We start from the raw sequence: 21910 nt of genomic DNA, 5'->3' as shown, positions 1-21910 counted from the left end.
TATTCGCCGCCTAATTACGTGCGGTATTCAACAATTGGTGTTGGGTGGCGGCACGCAGCTCGAGGAAGTGACCATGAAAGCAGATATTCATCCGAACTACGAAGTAGTTGCAGTCACCTGCAGCTGCGGCAACAAGTTTGAAACCCGTTCGACCCTGGGCAGCACCCTGGCGATCGACGTTTGCAACCTGTGCCACCCGTTCTACACCGGTAAGCAGAAAGTCCTGGACACCGGTGGTCGCGTACAGAAGTTCGCCGATCGCTTCGGTATGTTCGGTACCAAGAAGTAATCATGCGCATGGCGAACCCCTCGGGTTTCGCATTGCTGCAAAAAAAGGCGCCCCTTGTGGGCGCCTTTTTTATGGGCGTCATCTGGCATTTCCCGGCCCTGGCGTTCTGCCCGCTACCAGGCAGCCCTCAGCAGGTGGCGGTGCGCCAGGTGGTCGATGGCGATACCTTGCGCCTGGTCGATGGCCGCAGCGTGCGATTGATCGGCATCAATGCCCCGGAAATCGGCCGTAACGGGCGCTCCAGCGAGCCCTATGCCGAGGCTGCCAGGCAGCGTTTGCAGGCCTTGGTCAAAGCCAGCGATGGGCGTATCGGGCTGGAGCCGGGCGTCGAGTCCAAGGACAAATACGGCCGCACGCTGGCGCATATCTACGGCCGCAATGGCGACAATATCGAAGCACAGCTGCTCAGCGAGGGCTTGGGCTATCGCGTCGCGGTTGCCCCCAATGTGCGCCTCAGCGCTTGCCAGCAGCTTGCCGAGCAGGCTGCGCGCAAGGCTGGCTCCGGGCTGTGGCGTCGTTCGCCGGTGGTGCGTGCAGGGGATGTCCGGCAGTCGGGATTCGCGGTCATTGCGGGCCGCATCGAAGGCGTGGAGCGCAACCGTGGCGGGGTCTGGCTGAACCTGGACGGTGCGGTGGTGCTGCAGGTTCCCGCTCGTCTGCAGCGCAACTTCCCCGCCAGCTTCTTCGATAACCTCAAGGGACGCCAGGTCGAGGCGCGTGGCTGGGTGCTGGATCGTTCCCGCAAGGGCGGCCTCAAGCCCGGGCAGCGACGCTGGCTGTTGCCGTTGACCGATCCAAGCATGTTGGAGCGCATTTCAGGCTAAAAGATGTAGACATTTCGCTATTGGATTGTACACACTGTTAGGCGTATGCCCCGTGGGTTATAGCGTAAAGTCGTAGGCTAAAGGCCTTGACACAAGTGACCGACCAGTCTTGTGGCTCCCCGGCTCTTTGCGTATCCTCGGCGGTCCGTCAGAACAGTAAATAGCGGAATGCCCACCATGTCAGACCTGAAAACCGCCGCTCTCGAATATCACGCTCAACCTCGTCCGGGGAAACTGAGCGTCGAACTCTCCAAGCCCACAGCCACCGCCCGTGACCTCGCCCTGGCCTACAGCCCAGGTGTTGCTGAGCCCGTGCGTGAAATCGGCCGTGATCCAGAGCTGGCTTACAAATACACCGGCAAAGGCAACCTGGTTGCGGTGATTTCCGATGGCACCGCCATCCTCGGTCTGGGTGACCTCGGCCCACTGGCTTCCAAGCCGGTCATGGAAGGCAAGGGTGTTCTGTTCAAGCGTTTCGCCGGTATCGACGTGTTCGACATCGAAGTGGAATCGGAAAGCCCGCAGGCGTTCATCGACACCGTTCGCCGCATCTCGATCACCTTCGGTGGCATCAACCTCGAAGACATCAAGGCGCCTGAGTGCTTTGAAATCGAGCGCACCCTGATCGAACAGTGCGACATCCCGGTATTCCACGATGACCAGCACGGTACCGCCATCGTGACCGCGGCCGGCATGATCAACGCCCTGGAAATCGCCGGCAAGAAGCTGGAGGACGCCAAGATCGTCTGCCTGGGTGCCGGCGCTGCCGCCATCTCCTGCATGAAGCTGCTGGTAAGCATGGGTGCCAAGGTCGAAAACATCTACATGATCGACCGCAGCGGCGTGATCCACGCTGGCCGTGACGACCTGAACCAGTACAAGGCGCAGTTCGCCCACGCCACCGACAAGCGCACCCTGGCTGACGCACTCGACGGTGCCGACGTGTTCGTAGGCCTGTCTGGCCCGAACCTGCTGAGCGCCGAAGGCCTGAAGTCGATGGCTGCCAACCCGATCGTGTTCGCCTGCTCGAACCCGGACCCGGAAATCTCGCCAGAGCTGGCGCATGCCACTCGCAGCGACGTGATCATGGCTACCGGTCGTTCCGACTACCCGAACCAGGTCAACAACGTACTGGGCTTCCCGTTCATCTTCCGTGGTGCCCTGGACGTTCGCGCCAAGCGCATCAACGAAGAAATGAAAATCGCCGCCGCCATCGCCCTGAAAGATCTGGCCAAGCTGCCAGTGCCGAAGGAAGTGTGCGACGCCTACGGCGTACAGGCTCTGGAATTTGGTCGTGAGTACATCATTCCGAAGCCGTTGGACGCACGTCTGATCACCGTCGTTTCCGACGCTGTGGCCAAGGCCGCCATCGAATCCGGCGTGGCAACCCTGCCGTATCCGAAGCACTACCCGCTGACCAGCGTGGATGACGTGTTCAAAGGCTGATTGCTGCCTGGCGACACAAAAAGCCCCGGCTCGTATGAGCCGGGGCTTTTTGTTTGGCGGTGCGCCATGCTGCTATTTTTGGTTGCCTGTCGGATTCTGGGGCTGCTTTGCAGCCCATCGCGACACAAGGCCGCTCCCACAGGGGCTAGGCGTTTCCTGTGGGAGCGGCCTTGTGTCGCGATAGGGGCGCAAAGCGCCCCCGGCTTTACATCTGGTCAGAACAGATCCATCGGCGCCGCTTCATCCGCCGGCAGCGGGCTGCCCGGTGCTGCGCCAGTGCCCAGTTCGTCCACCGACGGCGGCGAGTCCTCGGCCTTGAACAGCTCGAAGTAGGCATTCGGCGTGCTCGGCGAAGCGGCACGGCCGCTGACCGGGTCGACGCGCAGGCTGAGGATGCCTTCCGGTTCTGCCGGCGCATGCGCAGGCTTGTCCTTGAGTGCCGCGCCCATGAAGCTCATCCAGATCGGCAGTGCCGCCGTGCCGCCGTACTCGCGGCGTCCAAGGGTTTCGGGCTGATCGAAGCCGACCCACACGGTGGTCACGTAGTCGGCGTTGTAGCCGGAGAACCAGGCGTCCTTGGACTCGTTGGTAGTACCGGTCTTGCCTGCCAGATCGGTGCGGCCCAGGGCCAGCGCCCGGCGTCCGGTGCCGCGCTTGATCACGTCCTGCAGCATGCTGGTGAGGATGTAGGTGGTGCGACCGTCGATGATACGCTCGGCCACGGCCGGCGCCTGCGGTGCAGAAGCCACCTGGCTGAAGGCAGCGGGTGCCTCGCCAGGCATGGCGGTTGTGCTGATCGGCTGTTCGGGCGCGGCCACACCCGCCTGGTCCTCGGCACCTTGCGGTACCCGAGCCGGGTTGGCGGTGAACAGCGTCTCGCCGCTGCGGCTTTCGATGCGTTCGATCAGGTACGGGGTGATCTTGTACCCGCCGTTGGCAAAAGTACTCCAGCCTGTGGCGATTTCCATAGGGGTCAGGGTGGCGGTGCCCAGTGCCAGCGACAGGTTGCGTGGCAGGTCCTGCTTGTTGAAGCCGAACTTGGCGATGTAGTCGATGGTGCGGTCCACGCCCATGGCCTGCAGCAGGCGGATCGACACCAGGTTGCGCGACTTGTACAGCGCTTCGCGCATGCGGATCGGACCAAGGAAGGTATTGGTGTCGTTCTTCGGTCGCCAGACTTTGTCCAGGTACTCGTCGACGAACACGATTGGTGCATCGTTGACCAGACTGGATGCGGTGTAGCCACTGTCCAGTGCGGCGCTGTAGATGAACGGCTTGAAGCTCGAGCCCGGCTGACGCTTGGCCTGCATGGCGCGGTTGTAGTTGCTCTGCTCGAACGAGAAACCGCCGACCAGGGCGCGGATGGCGCCGTTGTAAGGGTCGAGGGTGACCAGCGCACTCTGCGCGCCAGGTACCTGGCTGAACTTGAGCTTGCCATCCTCGAGGCGCTGCACGCGCACCAGGTCGCCAACCTGGGCCACATCTGCCGGTGACTGCGGCGCACGGCCCTGGGAGTTGCTGTTGATGAACGGGCGCGCCCATTTCATGGTGTCCCAGGCCACCTGCTCTTCCTGGCCGCTGCGGGTCAGCACCTTGAGGCCGGTTTTTTCGACCTGGGTGACGATGACCGGCTCCAGGCCGCCGAGGCTGCGCTGCTTGCCCAGTTCCTGCAGCCAGGCTGCCTGGGTGCGGCCCGGGAAGCGTGCTTCGGGGCCGCGGTAGCCGTGGCGCTCATCGTAGTCGGAGAGACCGTTGAGGATGGCCTTGTTGGCCATTTCCTGCATGTCGCTGGGCACCGTGGTAGTGACGCGGAAGCCTTCGGTGTAGGCGTCGCTGCCGTAGCGACCGACCATTTCGGCGCGGGCCATTTCGGCGATGTAAGGCGCATTCACTTCAGGCGTGGGCACGTGGTAGCTGGCGTTGAGCGGCTCGGCCAGGGCCGCCTGGTAACTGGCTTCGTCGATCTTGCCCAGCTTGTACATGCGGCCGAGGATCCAGTCGCGGCGCTCTTTGGCGCGTACGGGGTTGGCCAGCGGGTTGAAGCGCGAGGGTGCCTTGGGCAGGCCGGCGATCATCGCCATCTGCGCCAGGCTCACGTCGCGGATCGACTTGCCGTAGTACACCTGCGCGGCGGCATCGATACCGTAGGCGCGGTTGCCCAGGTAGATCTTGTTCACGTACAGCTCGAGGATCTCGTCCTTGGTCAGCTCACGCTCGATCTGCAGGGCCAGCAGGATTTCGTTGGTCTTGCGCGAGAAGCTGCGCTCGCTGGTGAGGAAGAAGTTCTTCGCCACCTGCATGGTGATGGTACTGCCGCCGGTCTGGATATGGCCGGTTTTCACCAACTGGGTCGCGGCGCGCATCAGGCTGCTGGGGTCGACACCGTAGTGATTGAGGAAGTTGTCGTCCTCGGCCGACAGAAGCGCCTGGATGAATTGTGGGGGAATTTCCTCGAAGCGGATCGGTGAGCGACGCATTTCGCCGAACTCGGCAATCAGCTTGCCGTCGCTGCTGTACACCCTGAGGGGGATCTGCAACTGGATGCTTCTGAGCGACTCGACCGAGGGCAGGTTGGGGCTAAGATACAGAAACGCACCGCTCACACCGAGTACGAGCGCGCAGATGACTGCGACGGAAGACCACCAGAAGAACTTCAGCAGACGTATCAAGGCTTTTCGGTGTCCAGGTTGGGAGTGGATTGCACGCAGGTCCGGCGGACCAAAAAACGCTGGGCATTATAAGCATTTTTTCGCCTCTCCGGGTTACCGGCCAGGCTGCCCGTCGCCTCGATGGGCAGGCGCGGCCTAGTGCTGACGCGGGGTTGGGGCAGGTAGCCGCGAAGGATGGCGGCGACAGACAACAAGGATGCCACGATGCTAGGACGCTTCGGCAAGGATGCCGGTTCACTTGTGGGGGTGGAAATTGCCCCTGACTCCGTTCGGATTGTGCAACTGCAGCGGCGTAACCGGCGCTGCCGGGTGCTTGCCTCGGTACAAGAGCCGTTCGAATCATTGGCTGGCAGTGATTGGGCGGCAGAGCCTGGCGCCGTGGCGGCTGCCTTGAGGCGCGCCTACAGGCGCAGCGGCCTCAAACAGCGCCGGGTCGCGCTGGCACTGCCGGGTAACCAGGTGATATGCAAGCTGTGCCACCTGCCAGTGGAACAGGGCGGTGCAGAAGTGGAGGCGCAGCTGCTGGCTGACGCCGAACGGCTGTTTCCATTTCCGCTGGAAGACCTGGCCCTGGATTTTCAGGTCCTGGGCGGTTCTCGCGTCCAGCCAGGCTGCGCCGAGGTGATGGTGGCGGCATGTCGGCAGAGCGCACTGGCGCCACTTGAAGGCATCGTCGAGGAGGCAGGGTTGCAACTGGAGGCCGTGGAGGTCGACAGCATTGCCTTGGGGCGCATGCTGCCGCAGGGCCGGCACCAGAGCTCGGCGTTGCTGCGTATCGAGGCGCACAGCACCATCCTTTATGGCTGGCATTCGGGGCAGCCTCAGCAACGGCGTGAGCTGAGCCTGGGGCTGTCGACGATAACCGGGGCGCTGCCAGAGCGCCTGCTGGCCTTGCTTGCCGGTGAGCCTTTGCCGGAATGCCTGTTGATTGCCAGCTGTTCTCCGGTCGAAGCGGGCCAGTTGCAAAGCCTCGGCTCCCAGCTGAACCTTCCGTGTCGCCTGGTGCCTGACCTGGCGCGCCTGGAGCACGTCGATGGTGCGATGATTCTGGCTTGCGCCCTGGCTCTCGGAGGATTGCGTCGATGATGCGGCTGAACCTTCTGCCCTGGCGCGAACGGCAGCGCCAAGCGGCGTTGCGGTCTTTCCGCAGGCAACTGGTCGCCGGCGCTCTACTGGCCCTGTGTGGCGTGATGTTGGTCGACCAGCTGGCCCGCCAGCGCGGGGAGCAGCAGGCGCTGGCCAATACCCGGCACCAGGCAGCCCTTGAAGTGTTGGGCGAGCAGTTGCAGCCGCTGGCCGATGTGCATGCGCAGCATGAGGCGCTGCTGGCACGCGCGGCGGCGCTGGAAGCACTGCGCGCCCATCAGGATGTGCTGGCCGGGGTGTTCGCTGACCTCGAGCGGGCGTTGCCGGTGGGTGTGCAACTGCTCGACCTCAGCCTGGAAGATGGCAATTTGCAGATGACCGGGCTGGCCAAGTCAGGTGCCGTGGTCGCGCAGTTCATGCGTGACCTGAGCCGCTCGAGTGCGCTGGTTGGTCTGGAGCTCAAGCGCATCAGGAGCCTGCCAGGCGGCGATGAATTCCTGCTGGGGGCGCGCGTTTCGGCGTTCTGGTCGTGAATGCTGCGCAGGTGCTCGGCTGGCTGGCCATGGCCGAGAGCTCCAGCCGCTTCAGGCAGCTGGCGCCAGTGCTGGTGGCCTTGGCGTTGTTCGGCCTGGGCTGTGCCATACGTCTGCCTGCAGCGCTGCAACAGCAGGCGCAGGAGGAGGCTCGGCACGCCGAGTTGCACGAACAGCATTCAGCCGGCGCGGTGCAACTGGCCGAGTTGGAGCAACTCCACGCGTCGGTAACCATCGCCGAGCAACGCTTGCGCGAGGCGCACTGGCACCTGGCGGCCGGTGAGGGCATGAGTGACCTTCTCGAACGTCTGGCGGCTTCGGGGCACGCGCATGGCTTGCTGATCGAGCGCTTCGACGTTCATGAAGACGAACAGCAGGCCGGTTTCCGCCAGGTGCCGCTGGAGCTACAGGTGGTGGGGCGATACGCGGCATTGCGCCAGTGGCTGGGTGACTGGTTGGGCCAGGCGCGTGTTTTGCGTAGTGGTGACCTGCAACTGGCTCCAGCAGATGGCAAGCCTGGGCTGCTGCGCCTGCAGTTGCGGGTTGATGCCTATCAGGCGCTGGCGCCAGTGCCGCAGCCTGCGATGCTAGCGCGCATGCCAGCCAGGGGCGTGACGGCAGCGCCCGCAGTCGACCCGTTTGCGCCTGGAGCGACGCGATTGTCGGCCAGCGGGTTGGCCGGCGTGCCTTTGGCGCAACTGGAGATGGTCGGCAGCCTGTCACGTGGAGCGGAACACGAAGCACTGCTGATGGCGGCGGGCAGGCTCTATCGCGTACGCCCTGGGGACCGGGTCGGGCGTGACCAGGGGGTGGTGGCGAGAGTTGATCAATCCCAGGTCGAAGTACGCGAACGGCTGTTCATGGCCGGGGGGTGGCATGAACGCACGGCGTTCATCACGCTGGCAAAGCACCTGGGCAAGGAGGCCCCGGATGACGATGAAAAGATTGATGAAATGGATGCTGGCAGCCCTGCTGCCGTTCCCGCTGGCGTCGGCAATGCCTTATCAGGGTGAACCACTGTCGCTGAACTTCCAGGATGTGGAAGTGCGCTCGGTGCTGCAGGTGCTGGCTGACTATGCCGGTGTCAACCTGGTTGCCAGCGATGCCGTGCAGGGTAGCGTCACTTTGCGCCTTGAGGATGTTCCATGGGACCAGGCGCTGGATCTGGTGCTGCGCACCAAGGGCTTGGCCCGGCGACAGGAGGGCAATGTGCTGCTGGTGGCGCCCGCAGCGGAGTTTGCCGCGCAGTCTGTCGATGCCCATGTGGGCCAGGCGCTGGATGCACAGTTGCAGCCATTGCGTCGGGAGCTGTTGCCCATTCATCACGCCAAGGCCGCCGATCTGGCAGAGCTGCTGCTGGCGAGCCTGGCGGATGACGGCATCCTCACCAGTCGGGGCAGCCTCAGTGTCGATGAGCGCACCAATACGCTGGTGGTGCACCAGCCGGCAGACCGCCTTGCCGAGCTGAGGCAACTGGTGGCGCAGCTGGATGTGCCGGTGCGTCAGGTGGCGATCGAGGCACGTATCGTCGAGGCCAACGTCGATTACGAGAAAAGCCTGGGGGTGCGCTGGGGTGGGCCGCTGTATGTCGAGAGCCCGCGCCCGGGCAAGGATCTGTTCGTCGATCTCGGGGTGGAGCGGGTGGGCGGTAGCATCGGTCTGGGCCTGTTGCGTGGCGATGTGCTGCTCGACCTGGAACTCAGTGCCATGGAAAAGAGCGGCAACGGCGAAATCATCTCGCAGCCCAAGGTGGTCACGGCCGACAAGGAAACGGCCAGGATCCTCAAAGGCACCGAGGTGCCGTACCAGGAAACCAGCAAGAGCGGCGCCACCTCGGTAGCATTCCGCGAAGCCTCGTTGTCGCTGGAAGTGACCCCGCAGATCACTCCGGACAACAAGGTGATCATGACCGTCAGGGTGACCAAGGACGAGCCGGATTACGTCAATGCCCTGAACAACGTACCGCCGATCCGCAAGAACGAGGTCAATGCCAAGGTTCGCGTGACGGACGGAGAAACGATCGTGATCGGTGGCGTGTACTCGACTTCGCAAAACAATGTGGTCGACAAGGTGCCATTTTTCGGCGATCTGCCGTATGTTGGGCGGCTGTTTCGACGCGATGCATTACAAGAGAAAAAATCCGAGCTGCTGGTCTTCCTGACTCCGCGTATCATGAGTGACCAGGCGATTGCTGTGAGTCGTTGATTCTGTGCGAAATTTGATACTTGTGGGGCCCATGGGTGCTGGTAAAAGCACCATCGGACGCCTATTGGCCAAAGAGCTGCGCCTGCTGTTCAAGGATTCCGACAAGGAAATCGAACTGCGATGCGGCGCCAACATCCCGTGGATTTTCGACAAGGAAGGCGAGCCGGGTTTCCGTGACCGCGAGCAGGCGATGATCGCCGAGCTGTGCGCACTCGACGGCGTGGTCTTGGCGACCGGCGGTGGCGCGGTAATGCGCGAAGCCAACCGCAAGGCCCTGCATCAGGGTGGCCGGGTGATCTATCTGCATGCTTCGGTCGAACAGCAGGTTGGTCGCACCGCGCGTGATCGCAATCGCCCCCTTTTGCGCACCGCCAATCCCGAGGCGACCTTGCGCGCCCTGCTGGAAGCCCGCGACCCGCTCTACCGCGAGATCGCCGACCTGGTGGTAGAAACCGACGAGCGGCCGCCACGCATGGTGGTGATCGATATTCTCGAGCGCTTGCAGCAGTTGCCGCCCCGTTAGCCCGGGACTATTCTCGGCCACCAGCGCCGAGGCGAGGTTCAACGTAACCGCGTAGGTGCCCGAGCGGCGCCGCGCCCAAGTACATTGTGGGGATACATGCAGACACTAAAGGTCGACCTGGGCGAGCGTAGCTACCCGATCTACATTGGCGAAGGCCTGCTGGACCAGCCCGAGCTGCTGGCGCCGCACATCGCCGGGCGGCAGGTTGCCATCGTTTCCAACGAGACCGTCGCTCCCCTGTATCTCGAACGCCTGAGCAAGACCCTGGGTGCCTATTCGGTGCTGCCAGTGGTATTGCCCGATGGCGAAGCCCACAAGAACTGGGAGACCCTGCAGCTGATCTTCGATGGCCTGCTGACTGCACGGCACGACCGCCGCACCACCGTGGTTGCCCTGGGCGGCGGCGTGATCGGTGACATGGCCGGCTTCGCTGCCGCCTGCTACCAGCGCGGCGTCGACTTCATCCAGGTGCCGACCACTTTGCTGTCCCAGGTCGACTCCTCGGTCGGCGGCAAGACCGGCATCAACCACCCGTTGGGCAAGAACATGGTCGGTGCCTTCTACCAGCCCAATGCGGTGCTGATCGACACCACCAGCCTCAAGACCCTGCCGTCGCGCGAGCTGTCCGCAGGCCTGGCCGAAGTGATCAAGTACGGACTGATCTGCGACAAACCGTTCCTTGCCTGGCTCGAGGACAATATGCAGGCACTGCGTGCCCTCGACCCGGTGGCGCTGACCGAAGCCATCCGCCGCTCCTGTGCGGCCAAGGCCGCGGTGGTGGGTGCCGACGAGCGCGAGTCTGGCGTGCGCGCCACGCTTAACCTGGGGCACACCTTCGGGCATGCTATCGAGACCCACATGGGTTACGGCGTGTGGCTGCACGGCGAAGCCGTGGCGGCGGGCACGGTGATGGCTCTGGAGATGTCCATGCGCCTTGGCTGGATCGACCAGGCCGAGCGCGATCGCGGAATCCGCCTGTTGCAGGACGCAGGCTTGCCGGTGGTGCCACCACAGGAGATGACCCCGGCGCATTTCATGGAGCACATGGCGGTCGACAAGAAAGTGCTCGACGGCCGCCTGCGTCTGGTGCTGCTGCGCCAGATGGGCGAGGCCGTGGTGACCGACGACTATCCGAAAGAGATTCTACAGGCCACGTTGTCGGCGGATTACCGCGCGATCGTGGCCCAGCTTTGAGGTTGTGACAGCGCAATGACCAGTTTGCATGCCGATGAGGCCTTTCTCGACCATTACCAGTTGAGCCATGATCCGTTCGCGCCCCGTGTGCCCGGCTTCAAGTTCTTCCCGGCCCAGCGCAAGCCCGTGCTCGGCCAGCTGCATCACCTGGCGCGCTACAGCCAGCTGATGCTGGTTGTCACCGGCCCGCTGGGCAGTGGCAAGACCCTGCTGCGCCAGGCCCTGGTGGCCAGTACCAACAAGCAGGCGGTGCAGAGCGTGGTGGTGTCCGCCCGTGGCGCCAGCGATGCCGCCAGCGTACTCGGCCAGGTTGCACAGAACCTGGATGTGGCCGAGGCCGAAATGCAGGCGATCCTGGCCAAGGTGGTGCAACTGGCACTGACCGGCCAGGAAGTGTATTTGCTGGTGGACGATGCGGAACAACTCGACGAGTCGGCACTCCAAGCGTTGCTGGAATTGGCGGCGGGTGTACCGGAAGGGCGCCCGCACGTGTTCCTGTTCGGTGAGCCGTCGCTGATTGCCGGGCTGGACGAGATCAATATCGAGGAAGAACGCTTCCACATCATCGAACTCGCCCCCTACAGTGAAGAAGAAACCCGCGAGTACCTGGAGCAGCGCCTGGAAGGTGCTGGCCGGGGCATCGAGGTGTTCAGCCGTGAACAGATCGTCGATATCCATGAAAACTCCGACGGCTGGCCTGGCAACATCAACCAGGTCGCCCGTGACACTTTGATCGAAGCCATGATCGCCAGCCGCTCGACGGCCAAGCGACCATCCATGGGGTTCAAGATGCCTAAAAAACATGTGCTCGCGCTGTCCGCTGTGGTTGTGGTCGCCGTTGCGGCCGCGGTGTTGATGCCGAAGAAAGGTGACAAGGCGCCTGCCGAAGCGCCGGCCGCCCAGGCCCAGCTGCCGCTTGGCGAGGGCCAGGCCAATGGTGGCAATCCCGCCATCGAGTTCTCGGGTTCGTCCCAGCCGATGCCGCTGCCGCTGGTTGGCCAGTCGCAGCCGGTGATGCGCGAGCCACTGGCCCAGGCCGCGGGCATGGGCGAGGGTGAAGAGGGCAGCCCGGCCGGTGATACCGCCCTGCAGCCAGGCAACCCGCCGCCAACCGTGACCACCATCGCACCGCCGCAAGGTGTGCCAGCGGGCCCGGCACCGGTACCTGCCCAGCCAGTACAGACGCAACCGCAGCCGGTTGCGCCTGCGCCAAAACCTGTCGCAACCCAACCTGCCAAGCCGGTTGCGCCTGCCAAGCCTGCCCCAGCACCGACCCAGGTCGCCGTGGCCAAGCCGGCCGCCAAGCCAGTCGAGAAGCCGGCAGCCGGTGGCAGCGGCAACAGCGGCTGGTACGCCGGGCAGAAACCGGGCAATTACGTGGTGCAGATCCTGGGTACCAGCTCCGAGGCTTCGGCTCAGGCGTTCGTTAAGGCTCAAGGTGGCGACTATCGCTACTTCAAGAAAAACCTGCAGGGCAAGCCGCTGTACGTAGTCACTTACGGCAACTTCGCCAACCGCGACGCAGCGGTTGCGGCAATCAAGAACTTGCCAGCGAAGGTCCAGGCTGGTAAACCTTGGCCACGTACCGTCGCCAGCGTCCAACAAGAGCTGGCCTCGGCCCGCTGATACCTTCCGGGCAGCACCACCCCGCCGCCCAGTTGCTGAGCGATTACTGACTTTCGACTAGCCTGCTGCGTTGTCACGCGGCAGGCTTTTCTGTCCCAGACTGCCGGCCACAAGCCTTACTTGCAGTCATGGCTGAAACGCTTCAGACTCGAGCCAAGCCGATATCACGGCGCATGGCGCAAAAACATTCAAAATTGCGACATAAATTTTCAATGGTGAGACATGAAAATTTGTGAGCATCGCTGTCGCTGTGCAACAATGGTTTTCCATGGCCACCGCAAAAAAGCTGGCGTTTGATCGGCGTGGATGGTAAGTGGTTGTTAAAAAAGAGATTTACCTCCGTTGAGAGGTGAACCTGGTGAGAATGTGTCTATGAAAACAGGTCTGTACCATCCCGAAGAATTCAAGGACAACTGTGGTTTTGGCCTGATCGCCCATATGACGGGCGAACCGAGCCACCACCTTCTGCAAACCGCCATGCAGGCACTGACCTGCATGACCCACCGCGGCGGTATCAACGCCGACGGCAAGACCGGTGACGGTTGCGGTCTGCTCATGCAGAAGCCCGATCAATTCCTGCGTGCCGTGGCCCAGGAGCACTTCGCCGTCGAGCTGCCCAAGCAGTACGCTGTCGGCATGGTGTTTTTCAACCAGGACCCGGTCAAAGCGGAAGCCGCCCGCGCCAACATGGACCGCGAAATCCTCGCTGCTGGCCTGAAACTGGTCGGCTGGCGCAAGGTGCCGATCGATACCAGCGTGCTCGGCCGCCTGGCCCTTGAGCGCCTGCCACAGATCGAGCAGGTGTTCATCGGCGGTGAAGGCCTGAGCGACCAGGAATTCGCCATCAAGCTGTTCAGTGCCCGTCGCCGTTCCTCCGTGGCCAACGCCCACGACGCCGACCACTACATCTGCAGCTTCTCGCACAAGACCATCATCTACAAAGGCCTGATGATGCCGCGCGATCTCGCGGCCTTCTACCCGGACCTGGGTGACGAGCGCCTGCAAACCGCGATCTGCGTGTTCCACCAGCGCTTCTCCACCAACACCCTGCCGAAATGGCCGCTGGCGCAGCCGTTCCGCTTCCTCGCCCACAACGGCGAGATCAACACCATCACCGGCAACCGCAACTGGGCCATGGCCCGTCGCACCAAGTTCGCCAACGACCTGATCCCCGACCTCGAGGAGCTCGGCCCGCTGGTCAACCGCGTCGGCTCCGACTCCTCTAGCATGGACAACATGCTGGAGCTGATGGTCACTGGTGGCATCGACCTGTTCCGTGGCGTGCGCATGCTGGTACCGCCAGCCTGGCAGAACGTCGAGACCATGGACGCCGACCTGCGCGCCTTCTACGAATACAACTCCATGCACATGGAGCCGTGGGATGGCCCGGCCGGTATCGTAATGACCGAAGGCCGCCATGCGGTGTGCCTGCTCGACCGTAACGGCCTGCGCCCGGCGCGCTGGGTGACCACCAAGAACGGCTACATCACCCTGGCGTCGGAAATCGGCGTATGGGACTACAAGCCCGAGGACGTCATCGCCAAGGGCCGCGTTGGCCCAGGCCAGATCTTCGCCGTGGACACCGAAACCGGCCAGATCCTCGACACCGACGCCATCGACAACCGCCTGAAGTCGCGCCACCCGTACAAGCGCTGGCTGCGTCAGCACGCCACGCGCATCCAGGCGACGCTGACCGATGACCAGGGCGTGGCCAGCTACGACGCCGACCAGCTCAAGCAGTACATGAAGATGTTCCAGGTCACCTTCGAAGAGCGTGACCAGGTCCTGCGCCCGCTCGGCGAGCAGGGCCAGGAAGCAGTCGGCTCGATGGGTGACGACACGCCGATGGCCGTTCTGTCGCAGCGCGTGCGTTCGCCGTACGACTTCTTCCGCCAGCAGTTCGCCCAGGTGACCAACCCGCCGATCGACCCGCTGCGCGAAGCGATCGTCATGTCCCTGGAAATCTGCCTGGGCGCCGAACGCAACATCTTCCAGGAATCCCCCGAGCACGCTTCGCGGGTAATCCTCAGCTCGCCGGTCATCTCGCCCGCCAAGTGGCGTTCGCTGATGAACCTGGAGCGCGAAGGTTTCGACCGCCAGCTGATCGACCTCAACTATGAAGAGAGCGTCGGCCTGGAAGCGGCCATCCGCAACATTGCCGACCAGGCTGAAGAAGCAGTGCGCGCTGGCAAGACCCAGCTGGTGCTGAGCGACCGCTACATTGCCCCTGGCAAGCTGCCGGTGCACGCCTCGCTGGCCGTTGGTGCGGTACACCACCGCCTGACCGAACAGGGCCTGCGTTGCGACAGCAACATCCTGGTGGAAACCGCCACCGCCCGCGACCCGCACCACTTCGCCGTGCTGCTGGGCTTCGGTGCCTCGGCCGTTTACCCGTACCTGGCCTATGAAGTGCTGGCTGACCTGATTCGTACCGGCGAAGTGCTGGGCGACCTGGACGAAGTCTTCAAGTACTACCGCAAGGGCATCTCCAAGGGCCTGCTGAAGATCCTGTCGAAGATGGGTATCTCCACCATCGCCTCGTACCGTGGCGCGCAGTTGTTCGAAGCCATCGGCCTGTCCGAGGAAGTGGTCGGCCTGAGCTTCAAGGGCGTTTCCAGCCGCATCAAGGGTGCGCGTTTCGCAGACCTGGAAAGCGACCAGAAGCTGCTGGCAGCCGAAGCCTGGAGCGCGCGCAAGCCGATCCAGCAAGGCGGCCTGTTGAAGTTCGTTCACGGTGGCGAGTACCACGCCTACAACCCGGATGTGGTCAACACCCTGCAGGCTGCCGTGCAGCAGGGCGACTATGCCAAGTTCAAGGAATACACCACGCTGGTCGACCAGCGTCCGGTGTCGATGATCCGCGACCTGCTGAAGGTGAAAGTGGCTGACCAGCCGCTGCCGCTGGAGCAGATCGAGCCGCTGGAGGCGATCCTCAAACGCTTCGACTCCGCCGGTATTTCGCTGGGTGCACTGTCGCCGGAGGCTCACGAAGCGCTGGCCGAGGCGATGAACCGCCTGGGCGCGCGTTCCAACTCTGGCGAGGGCGGTGAAGACCCGGCGCGCTACGGCACCATCAAGAGCTCGAAGATCAAGCAGGTGGCCACCGGCCGCTTTGGCGTGACCCCGGAGTACCTGGTCAACGCCGAAGTGTTGCAGATCAAGGTTGCCCAGGGCGCCAAGCCCGGTGAAGGCGGCCAGCTGCCAGGCGGCAAGGTCAACGGCCTGATCGCCAAGCTGCGTTACGCGGTACCGGGCGTGACCCTGATCTCGCCACCGCCGCACCACGACATCTACTCGATCGAAGACCTGGCCCAGCTGATCTACGACCTCAAGCAGGTCAACCCGCAGGCCCTGGTTTCGGTCAAGCTGGTGGCAGAAGCCGGCGTCGGCACCATCGCCGCCGGTGTGGCCAAGGCCTATGCCGACCTGATCACCATCTCCGGCTACGACGGTGGTACCGGTGCTTCGCCGCTGACCTCGATCAAGTACGCCGGCGCCCCATGGGAGCTGGGCCTGGCCGAGACCCACCAGACCCTGCGCGGCAACGACCTGCGCGGCAAGGTACGGGTACAGACCGACGGTGGCCTGAAGACTGGCCTGGACGTGATCAAGGCAGCCATCCTCGGCGCCGAAAGCTTCGGCTTCGGTACCGCGCCGATGATCGCACTGGGCTGCAAGTACCTGCGCATCTGCCACCTGAACAACTGCGCTACCGGCGTGGCCACCCAGAACGACAAGCTGCGCAAGGATCACTACATCGGCACCGTCGACATGGTGATCAACTTCTTCACCTTCGTCGCCGAAGAAACCCGTGAGTGGCTGGCCAAGCTGGGCGTACGCAGCCTCGGCGAGCTGATCGGCCGTACCGACCTGCTCGACGTGCTGCCAGGCGACACCGAGCGCCAGCAGTACCTGGACCTGACGCCGCTGCTGGGCAGCTCGCACATCCCGGCTGACAAGCCGCAGTTCTGCGAAGTCGACAAGAACCCGCCGTTCGACCAGGGCGAGCTGGCCGAGAAGATGGTGGAAATGGCCATGCCGGCCATCCGCGACCAGGCCGGTGGCGAGTTCAGCCTCGACATCTGCAACTGCGACCGCTCCATCGGTGCGCGGGTCTCGGGTGAAATCGCCCGCCTGCACGGCAACCAGGGCATGGCCGCGGCACCGATCACCTTCCGCTTCAAGGGCACTGCGGGCCAGAGCTTCGGCGTGTGGAACGCTGGTGGCCTGAACCTGCACCTGGAAGGCGATGCCAACGACTACGTCGGCAAGGGCATGACCGGTGGCAAGGTCACCATCGTGCCGCCAGCCGGCAGCCCTTTCGAAACCCAGCACAGCGCCATCGTCGGCAACACCTGCCTGTACGGCGCCACTGGCGGCAAGCTGTTCGCCGCCGGTACTGCTGGCGAGCGCTTCGCTGTACGTAACTCCGGCGCCCACGCTGTTGTCGAGGGCACTGGCGATCACTGCTGTGAGTACATGACCGGCGGCTTTGTCTGTGTGCTGGGCAAGACCGGTTACAACTTCGGTTCTGGCATGACTGGCGGCTTCGCCTACGTGCTCGACATGGACAATACCTTCGTTGACAAGCTCAACCATGAGCTGGTGGAAATCCAGCGTATCAGTGGTGAAGCGATGGAGGCCTACCGCAGCCACCTGGCGCGGGTCCTTGCCGAGTACGTGGAAGAGACCGGCAGCGAGTGGGGGCGTGAGCTCTCGGAGAACCTGGACGACTACGTGCGGCGCTTCTGGCTGGTCAAGCCGAAGGCAGCCAACCTGAAGCAACTGCTGTCCAGCACCCGTGCCAACCCGCAGTAACAACAGCTGCAAGTGACGGCCCCGTGCGCGGGGCCCGTCGTGCTCAAGTGATCGTCTTGCAGCTTGCAGCCTGAGGCTGGCAACTGCGGTAAAGAGGTTTTGAAAAATGGCTGAACGTCTGAACAACGACTTCCAGTTCATCGAAGTGGGCCGCAAGGACCCGAAGAAAAAGCTGCTGCGCCAGCGCAAGAAGGAGTTCGTGGAAATCTACGAGCCGTTCAAGCCGCAGCAGTCCGTGGAGCAGGCACACCGCTGCCTGGGCTGCGGTAACCCGTATTGCGAATGGAAGTGCCCGGTACACAACTTCATCCCCAACTGGCTGAAGCTGGTTTCCGAAGGCAACATCCTGGCTGCGGCGGAGCTGTCGCACCAGACCAATACCCTGCCGGAAGTGTGCGGCCGCGTATGCCCGCAGGACCGCCTGTGCGAGGGTGCCTGCACCCTGAACGACGGCTTCGGTGCGGTGACCATCGGCTCGGTGGAGAAGTACATCACCGACACCGCCTTCGCCATGGGCTGGCGCCCGGACATGTCCAAGGTCAAGCCAACCGGCAAGCGCGTTGCCATCATCGGTGCCGGCCCGGCCGGCCTGGGCTGTGCCGACGTATTGGTACGTGCCGGCGTGACCCCGGTGGTGTTCGACCGCAACCCGGAAATCGGCGGCCTGCTGACCTTCGGTATTCCCGAGTTCAAGCTGGAAAAGACCGTGCTCAGCAACCGCCGTGAAGTGTTCACCGGCATGGGCATCGAGTTCCGCCTGAACACCGAGGTGGGCAAGGACGTGACCATGGAGCAACTGCTCGCCGAGTACGACGCGGTATTCATGGGCATGGGTACCTACACCTACATGAAGGGCGGCTTCCCGGGCGAGGACCTGCCGGGCGTGCATGACGCGCTCGACTTCCTGATCGCCAACGTCAACCGCAACCTGGGCTTCGAGAAGTCGCCGGAAGACTTCGTCGACATGCAGGGCAAGAAGGTGGTGGTACTGGGCGGTGGTGACACCGCGATGGACTGCAACCGCACCTCGATCCGCCAGGGCGCCAAATCGGTGACCTGCGCCTATCGCCGTGACGAGGCCAACATGCCGGGTTCGCGTCGTGAGGTGAAGAACGCCAAGGAAGAGGGCGTGAAGTTCCTCTACAACCGCCAGCCTATCGCCATTGTCGGCGAGGACAAGGTCGAAGGCGTGAAGGTGGTCGAGACCCGTCTCGGCGAACCGGACGCCCGTGGCCGCCGCAGCCCGGAACCGATCCCGGGGTCTGAAGAGATTCTGCCGGCCGATGCCGTGGTCATCGCCTTCGGCTTCCGCCCAAGCCCGGCGCCTTGGTTCGAGCAGCATGGCATCCAACTGGACAGCCAGGGCCGCGTGGTTGCACCGGAGAAAGGCAAGTTCAAGCACCAGACCAGCAACCCGAAAGTGTTTGCCGGTGGCGACATGGTGCGTGGGTCGGACCTGGTGGTGACGGCTATCTTCGAAGGGCGTACTGCTGCTGAAGGCATTCTGGACTACCTGGAAGTCTGATTGATTGTCGGGGCCGCTTCGCGGCCCATCGCGACACAAGGCCGTTCCTACAGGGGATCGCGTACTTCCTGTAGGAGCGGCCTTGTGTCGCGACGGGCTGCAAAGCAGCCCCAACGGCATTTTTGTATACAAAAACCCTTGATCCATGGCATCCAATAGACAAAACGCATGGCCTTGACCGTGCCTTTTGCGCTGGCGTCTGAGAAAATGCCCGCACTATTTTTCCGGATGCCGACATGACTGCCCTGAAGAACGATCGTTTCCTGCGTGCACTTCTCAAGCAACCCGTAGACGTCACCCCGGTGTGGATGATGCGCCAGGCCGGCCGCTACCTGCCGGAGTACCGCGCCAGCCGCGCCAAGGCCGGTGACTTCATGAGCCTGTGCATGAACCCGCAGTTCGCCTGCGAGGTCACCCTGCAGCCGCTGGACCGCTACCCGCTGGACGCGGCGATCCTGTTCTCGGACATCCTCACCATCCCCGATGCCATGGGCCTGGGCCTGTACTTCGAAAGCGGCGAAGGCCCGCGCTTCAAGAAAGTCGTCAGCACCCCGGCTGACATCGAGGCGCTGCCAATCCCCGACCCGCAGAAAGACCTCGGCTACGTGATGGACGCGGTCAGCACCATCCGCCGTGAGCTCAACGGCCGCGTGCCGCTGATCGGCTTCTCCGGCAGCCCGTGGACCCTGGCCACCTACATGGTCGAAGGCGGCTCGTCGAAGGACTTCCGCAAGACCAAGGCCATGGCCTACGACAATCCGCAGGCCCTGCACCTGCTGCTGGACAAGCTGGCCCAGTCGGTCACCAGCTACCTCAACGGCCAGATCCTCGCTGGTGCCCAGGCCGTGCAGATTTTCGACACCTGGGGCGGCAACCTGTCGGCGGCCGCTTACCAGGAGTTCTCCCTGGCCTACATGCGCAAGATCGTCAGCGGCCTGATTCGCGAGCACGAAGGGCGCAAGGTGCCGGTGATCCTGTTCACCAAGAACGGCGGCCTGTGGCTGGAAAGCATCGCTGAAGCCGGCGCCGACGCGCTGGGCCTGGACTGGACCTGCGAGATCGGCGATGCCCGCCGCCGCGTGGGTGACAAGGTTGCGCTGCAGGGCAACATGGACCCGACCGTGCTGTACGCCAAGCCCGAGGCCATCCGCAAGGAAGTGGCGCGCATCCTGGCCAGCTATGGCCACGGCACAGGCCATGTGTTCAACCTCGGCCACGGCATCACACCGGAAGTCGACCCAGAGCACGCCGGCGTGTTCATCAACGCCGTGCATGAGCTGTCGGCGCAGTACCATCAGTGAGTCGATCGCTGAACACGAAGCCCGGCCATGTGTCGGGCTTTTTGTTCATTAAGTTTTAATTCAGCGATCGTCGTTAATCTGGTCCCATCGAAACCGAAACAGGACCTGATCCTCATGAAAGCACGTTACATTGCGATGATTCTTGCCCCCTTGTTCAGCACTGCCGCCCTGGCTGCCGGCTACACCGGCCCTGGCGCCCAGTCGGTCACCACCGTAGCTGCGGCCAACGATGCTGCCGACGACACTCCAGTGGTGCTGCAAGGCTTCGTGACCAAGAAGATCAACAACGACGACAAGTACGAGTTCAAGGACAACACCGGCACCATCACCGTGGAAATCGATGATGAAGACTTGCCACCGACGCCGTTCAACGACAAGACCAAGGTCAAGCTGACCGGTGAGGTGGAGAAGCACCTGATGAGCCGGGAGGTGGATGTGGATTTGGTCGAGATCATCAACTGATCCGCTGGCCTCTTCGCGGGTGAACCCGCTCCCACAGGTACGGCGCTTCCCTTATTTCCAACGCGGTCCCTGTGGGAGCGGGTTTACCCGCGAATGGGCCTCAAGCAGTTTTCGGTGGTAGCCTGCTCAGGTGCAGCGCCACCAGCAACGCCACCGCCAGCAGGCCGCCAATGAACAGCCCGATGCCATTCCAGCCCCACTGGTGCCAGAACACCCCGCCCGCCGTACCGGCCACACTCGACCCTGCGTAATAGCTGAACAGGTACAACGACGACGCCTGTCCCTTGGCCTTCAAAGCCCTGCGGCCGATCCAGCTGCTGGCCACCGAGTGCGCGCCAAAAAAGCCGAAGGTGAACACCAGCATACCGAGGATCACCATCACCAGCGGGCTGGCCAGGGTCATCAGCAAACCGCCCGCCATCACCACGATACTGGCCCAGAACACCTTGCGCCGGCCCAGTTTGTCAGCCAGCGCGCCGACCTGCGCCGAGCTGTAGATGCCAGACAGGTACACCACTGACAGCAAGCCGACCAGCGCCTGGTTCATGTGATAGGGCTCGGCCAGCAGGCGGTAGCCGATGTAGTTGAACAGGGTGACGAAGGCGCCCATCAGCAGGAAGGCTTCGAGGAACAACCAGGGTAGTCCGGCATCCTTGAAGTGCATGACGAAGCCATCCAGCAGGCTTCGTGGGTTCATCGCCTGCGGGTGGAAATTGCGCGATTCGGGCAGCACCCTCCAGAACACCAGCGCCGCAACCAAGGCCAGGCCGCCGATGGTCAGCATCGCCGTGTGCCAGCTGACGAAATCGATCAGCACGCCGGTGATCAGGCGCCCGCTCATGCCGCCAATGGCGTTGCCGCCGATGTACAGGCCCATGGCCAGGCCAATGTGCTGCGGGTGGATCTCTTCGCTCAGGTAGGTCATCGCCACCGCCGCCAGGCCGCTCAGCGACAGGCCGACCAAGGCGCGGGTGGCCAGTACCAGCTCCCAGCTCGGCATCACCGCGCTGGCCAGGGTGGAAAGGGCGGCGCATACCAGGGCAAACACCATCACCAGCTTGCGCCCGATGCGGTCGGAGATAGGGCCGGTGATCAGCAGGCCGAACGCCAGCATGGCTGTGGAGACCGACAGCACCAGGCTGCTCTGCGCCGCATTGATGGCAAATTCCTTCGACAGCAACGGCATCATCGGCTGCACGCAGTACAGCAGGGCGAAGGTGGCGAAGCCGCCGCTGAATAGCGCCAGCACGGTCTTCATGAAGGCGGGGGTGCCTTTTTCGATCCACATTTCGTTCAGCGGGGCAGGTTCGGGCTCGGCGGGAAGGGCAGCTGCAGCAGTTTTCACGGGGGGTACCTCTGGCGCAATGAAAAAAGCATATAGCTGGCTAATGATTAGATCCAATATATTG

At 63.3% G+C, this 21910-nt stretch carries 16 protein-coding genes; 14 read left to right on the top strand and 2 right to left on the bottom strand.

Going from position 1 to position 21910, the window contains the following annotated elements; translation table 11 throughout:
- Nucleotides 1–73: 73 nt before the first annotated feature.
- The 3 genes from rpmE (at nucleotide 74) to NY023_RS25805 (ending at nucleotide 2559) form a co-directional block, all read left to right on the top strand.
- Nucleotides 74–289: a 50S ribosomal protein L31 gene (rpmE, locus tag NY023_RS25815; RefSeq protein ID WP_003257833.1), complete on the top strand. Its 216-nt coding sequence runs from the start codon at nucleotides 74–76 to the stop codon at nucleotides 287–289.
- Between the two features lie 2 nt (nucleotides 290–291).
- Complete coding sequence (locus tag NY023_RS25810; protein ID WP_023662593.1) at nucleotides 292–1113, top strand: thermonuclease family protein; 822 nt, start codon at nucleotides 292–294, stop codon at nucleotides 1111–1113.
- Nucleotides 1114–1290: 177 nt separating this feature from the next.
- A complete protein-coding gene (locus NY023_RS25805; protein WP_024087853.1) occupies nucleotides 1291–2559 on the top strand; it encodes a malic enzyme-like NAD(P)-binding protein in 1269 nt (422 codons plus the stop codon).
- Between the two features lie 215 nt (nucleotides 2560–2774).
- Here NY023_RS25805 and NY023_RS25800 read toward each other — a convergent pair whose 3' ends face one another.
- Nucleotides 2775–5225, bottom strand: a complete 2451-nt coding sequence (locus tag NY023_RS25800; protein ID WP_372241081.1) for a penicillin-binding protein 1A — start codon at nucleotides 5223–5225, stop codon at nucleotides 2775–2777.
- 207 nt (nucleotides 5226–5432) lie between these two features.
- Here NY023_RS25800 and pilM point away from each other — a divergent pair, with 207 nt between their 5' ends.
- From pilM to NY023_RS25745, 11 genes are all read left to right on the top strand, one after another.
- On the top strand, nucleotides 5433–6314 hold the full coding sequence (gene pilM / locus NY023_RS25795) for a type IV pilus biogenesis protein PilM (protein WP_024087852.1): 882 nt from the start codon (nucleotides 5433–5435) through the stop codon (nucleotides 6312–6314).
- Nucleotides 6311–6847, top strand: a complete 537-nt coding sequence (locus tag NY023_RS25790; protein WP_023662590.1) for a PilN domain-containing protein — start codon at nucleotides 6311–6313, stop codon at nucleotides 6845–6847. Before pilM ends, NY023_RS25790 begins: the two co-directional genes overlap by 4 nt.
- An 11-nt stretch (nucleotides 6848–6858) precedes the next feature.
- A complete protein-coding gene (locus tag NY023_RS25785) occupies nucleotides 6859–7860 on the top strand; it encodes a pilus assembly protein PilP (RefSeq protein ID WP_031325416.1) in 1002 nt (333 codons plus the stop codon).
- A complete protein-coding gene (locus NY023_RS25780; protein WP_080563829.1) occupies nucleotides 7784–9052 on the top strand; it encodes a type IV pilus secretin PilQ in 1269 nt (422 codons plus the stop codon). Before NY023_RS25785 ends, NY023_RS25780 begins: the two co-directional genes overlap by 77 nt.
- A gap of 4 nt (nucleotides 9053–9056) precedes the next feature.
- Nucleotides 9057–9575, top strand: a complete 519-nt coding sequence (aroK, locus tag NY023_RS25775) for a shikimate kinase AroK (protein ID WP_015272136.1) — start codon at nucleotides 9057–9059, stop codon at nucleotides 9573–9575.
- A 96-nt stretch (nucleotides 9576–9671) separates the two neighbouring features.
- On the top strand, nucleotides 9672–10769 hold the full coding sequence (gene aroB / locus NY023_RS25770) for a 3-dehydroquinate synthase (RefSeq protein WP_013974602.1): 1098 nt from the start codon (nucleotides 9672–9674) through the stop codon (nucleotides 10767–10769).
- 15 nt (nucleotides 10770–10784) lie between these two features.
- Entirely contained in the window at nucleotides 10785–12395 is a 1611-nt protein-coding gene (locus tag NY023_RS25765) for an SPOR domain-containing protein (RefSeq protein ID WP_013974601.1), read from the top strand.
- A 372-nt stretch (nucleotides 12396–12767) separates the two neighbouring features.
- Entirely contained in the window at nucleotides 12768–17213 is a 4446-nt protein-coding gene (gltB, locus tag NY023_RS25760) for a glutamate synthase large subunit (protein ID WP_013974600.1), read from the top strand.
- A gap of 106 nt (nucleotides 17214–17319) precedes the next feature.
- Entirely contained in the window at nucleotides 17320–18738 is a 1419-nt protein-coding gene (locus NY023_RS25755) for an FAD-dependent oxidoreductase (protein ID WP_013974599.1), read from the top strand.
- A 236-nt stretch (nucleotides 18739–18974) separates the two neighbouring features.
- On the top strand, nucleotides 18975–20039 hold the full coding sequence (gene hemE, locus NY023_RS25750; protein ID WP_013974598.1) for a uroporphyrinogen decarboxylase: 1065 nt from the start codon (nucleotides 18975–18977) through the stop codon (nucleotides 20037–20039).
- 114 nt (nucleotides 20040–20153) lie between these two features.
- Nucleotides 20154–20501 carry a YgiW/YdeI family stress tolerance OB fold protein gene (locus NY023_RS25745; RefSeq protein ID WP_013974597.1) on the top strand — a complete coding sequence of 116 codons (348 nt, stop codon included), beginning with the start codon at nucleotides 20154–20156 and terminating at the stop codon, nucleotides 20499–20501.
- Between the two features lie 100 nt (nucleotides 20502–20601).
- On the opposite strand, the gene NY023_RS25740 is transcribed toward NY023_RS25745, so the two are convergent.
- On the bottom strand, nucleotides 20602–21846 hold the full coding sequence (locus tag NY023_RS25740) for an MFS transporter (protein ID WP_023660964.1): 1245 nt from the start codon (nucleotides 21844–21846) through the stop codon (nucleotides 20602–20604).
- Between the last annotated feature and the right edge of the window lie 64 nt (nucleotides 21847–21910).

The sequence above is a fragment of the Pseudomonas sp. NBB genome (genome assembly GCF_032701105.1).
Lineage (GTDB): Bacteria > Pseudomonadota > Gammaproteobacteria > Pseudomonadales > Pseudomonadaceae > Aquipseudomonas > Aquipseudomonas asiatica.
This window is presented reverse-complemented; position numbering and strand designations above follow the sequence as displayed.

Coding starts and splice junctions, on each gene's coding strand:
- rpmE (WP_003257833.1), top strand. CDS start 74: ATGAAAGCAGATATTCATCCGAACTACGAAGTAGTTGCAGTCACCTGC.
- NY023_RS25810 (WP_023662593.1), top strand. CDS start 292: ATGCGCATGGCGAACCCCTCGGGTTTCGCATTGCTGCAAAAAAAGGCG.
- NY023_RS25805 (WP_024087853.1), top strand. CDS start 1,291: ATGTCAGACCTGAAAACCGCCGCTCTCGAATATCACGCTCAACCTCGT.
- pilM (WP_024087852.1), top strand. CDS start 5,433: ATGCTAGGACGCTTCGGCAAGGATGCCGGTTCACTTGTGGGGGTGGAA.
- NY023_RS25790 (WP_023662590.1), top strand. CDS start 6,311: ATGATGCGGCTGAACCTTCTGCCCTGGCGCGAACGGCAGCGCCAAGCG.
- NY023_RS25780 (WP_080563829.1), top strand. CDS start 7,784: ATGAAAAGATTGATGAAATGGATGCTGGCAGCCCTGCTGCCGTTCCCG.
- aroB (WP_013974602.1), top strand. CDS start 9,672: ATGCAGACACTAAAGGTCGACCTGGGCGAGCGTAGCTACCCGATCTAC.
- NY023_RS25765 (WP_013974601.1), top strand. CDS start 10,785: ATGACCAGTTTGCATGCCGATGAGGCCTTTCTCGACCATTACCAGTTG.
- gltB (WP_013974600.1), top strand. CDS start 12,768: ATGAAAACAGGTCTGTACCATCCCGAAGAATTCAAGGACAACTGTGGT.
- NY023_RS25755 (WP_013974599.1), top strand. CDS start 17,320: ATGGCTGAACGTCTGAACAACGACTTCCAGTTCATCGAAGTGGGCCGC.
- hemE (WP_013974598.1), top strand. CDS start 18,975: ATGACTGCCCTGAAGAACGATCGTTTCCTGCGTGCACTTCTCAAGCAA.
- NY023_RS25745 (WP_013974597.1), top strand. CDS start 20,154: ATGAAAGCACGTTACATTGCGATGATTCTTGCCCCCTTGTTCAGCACT.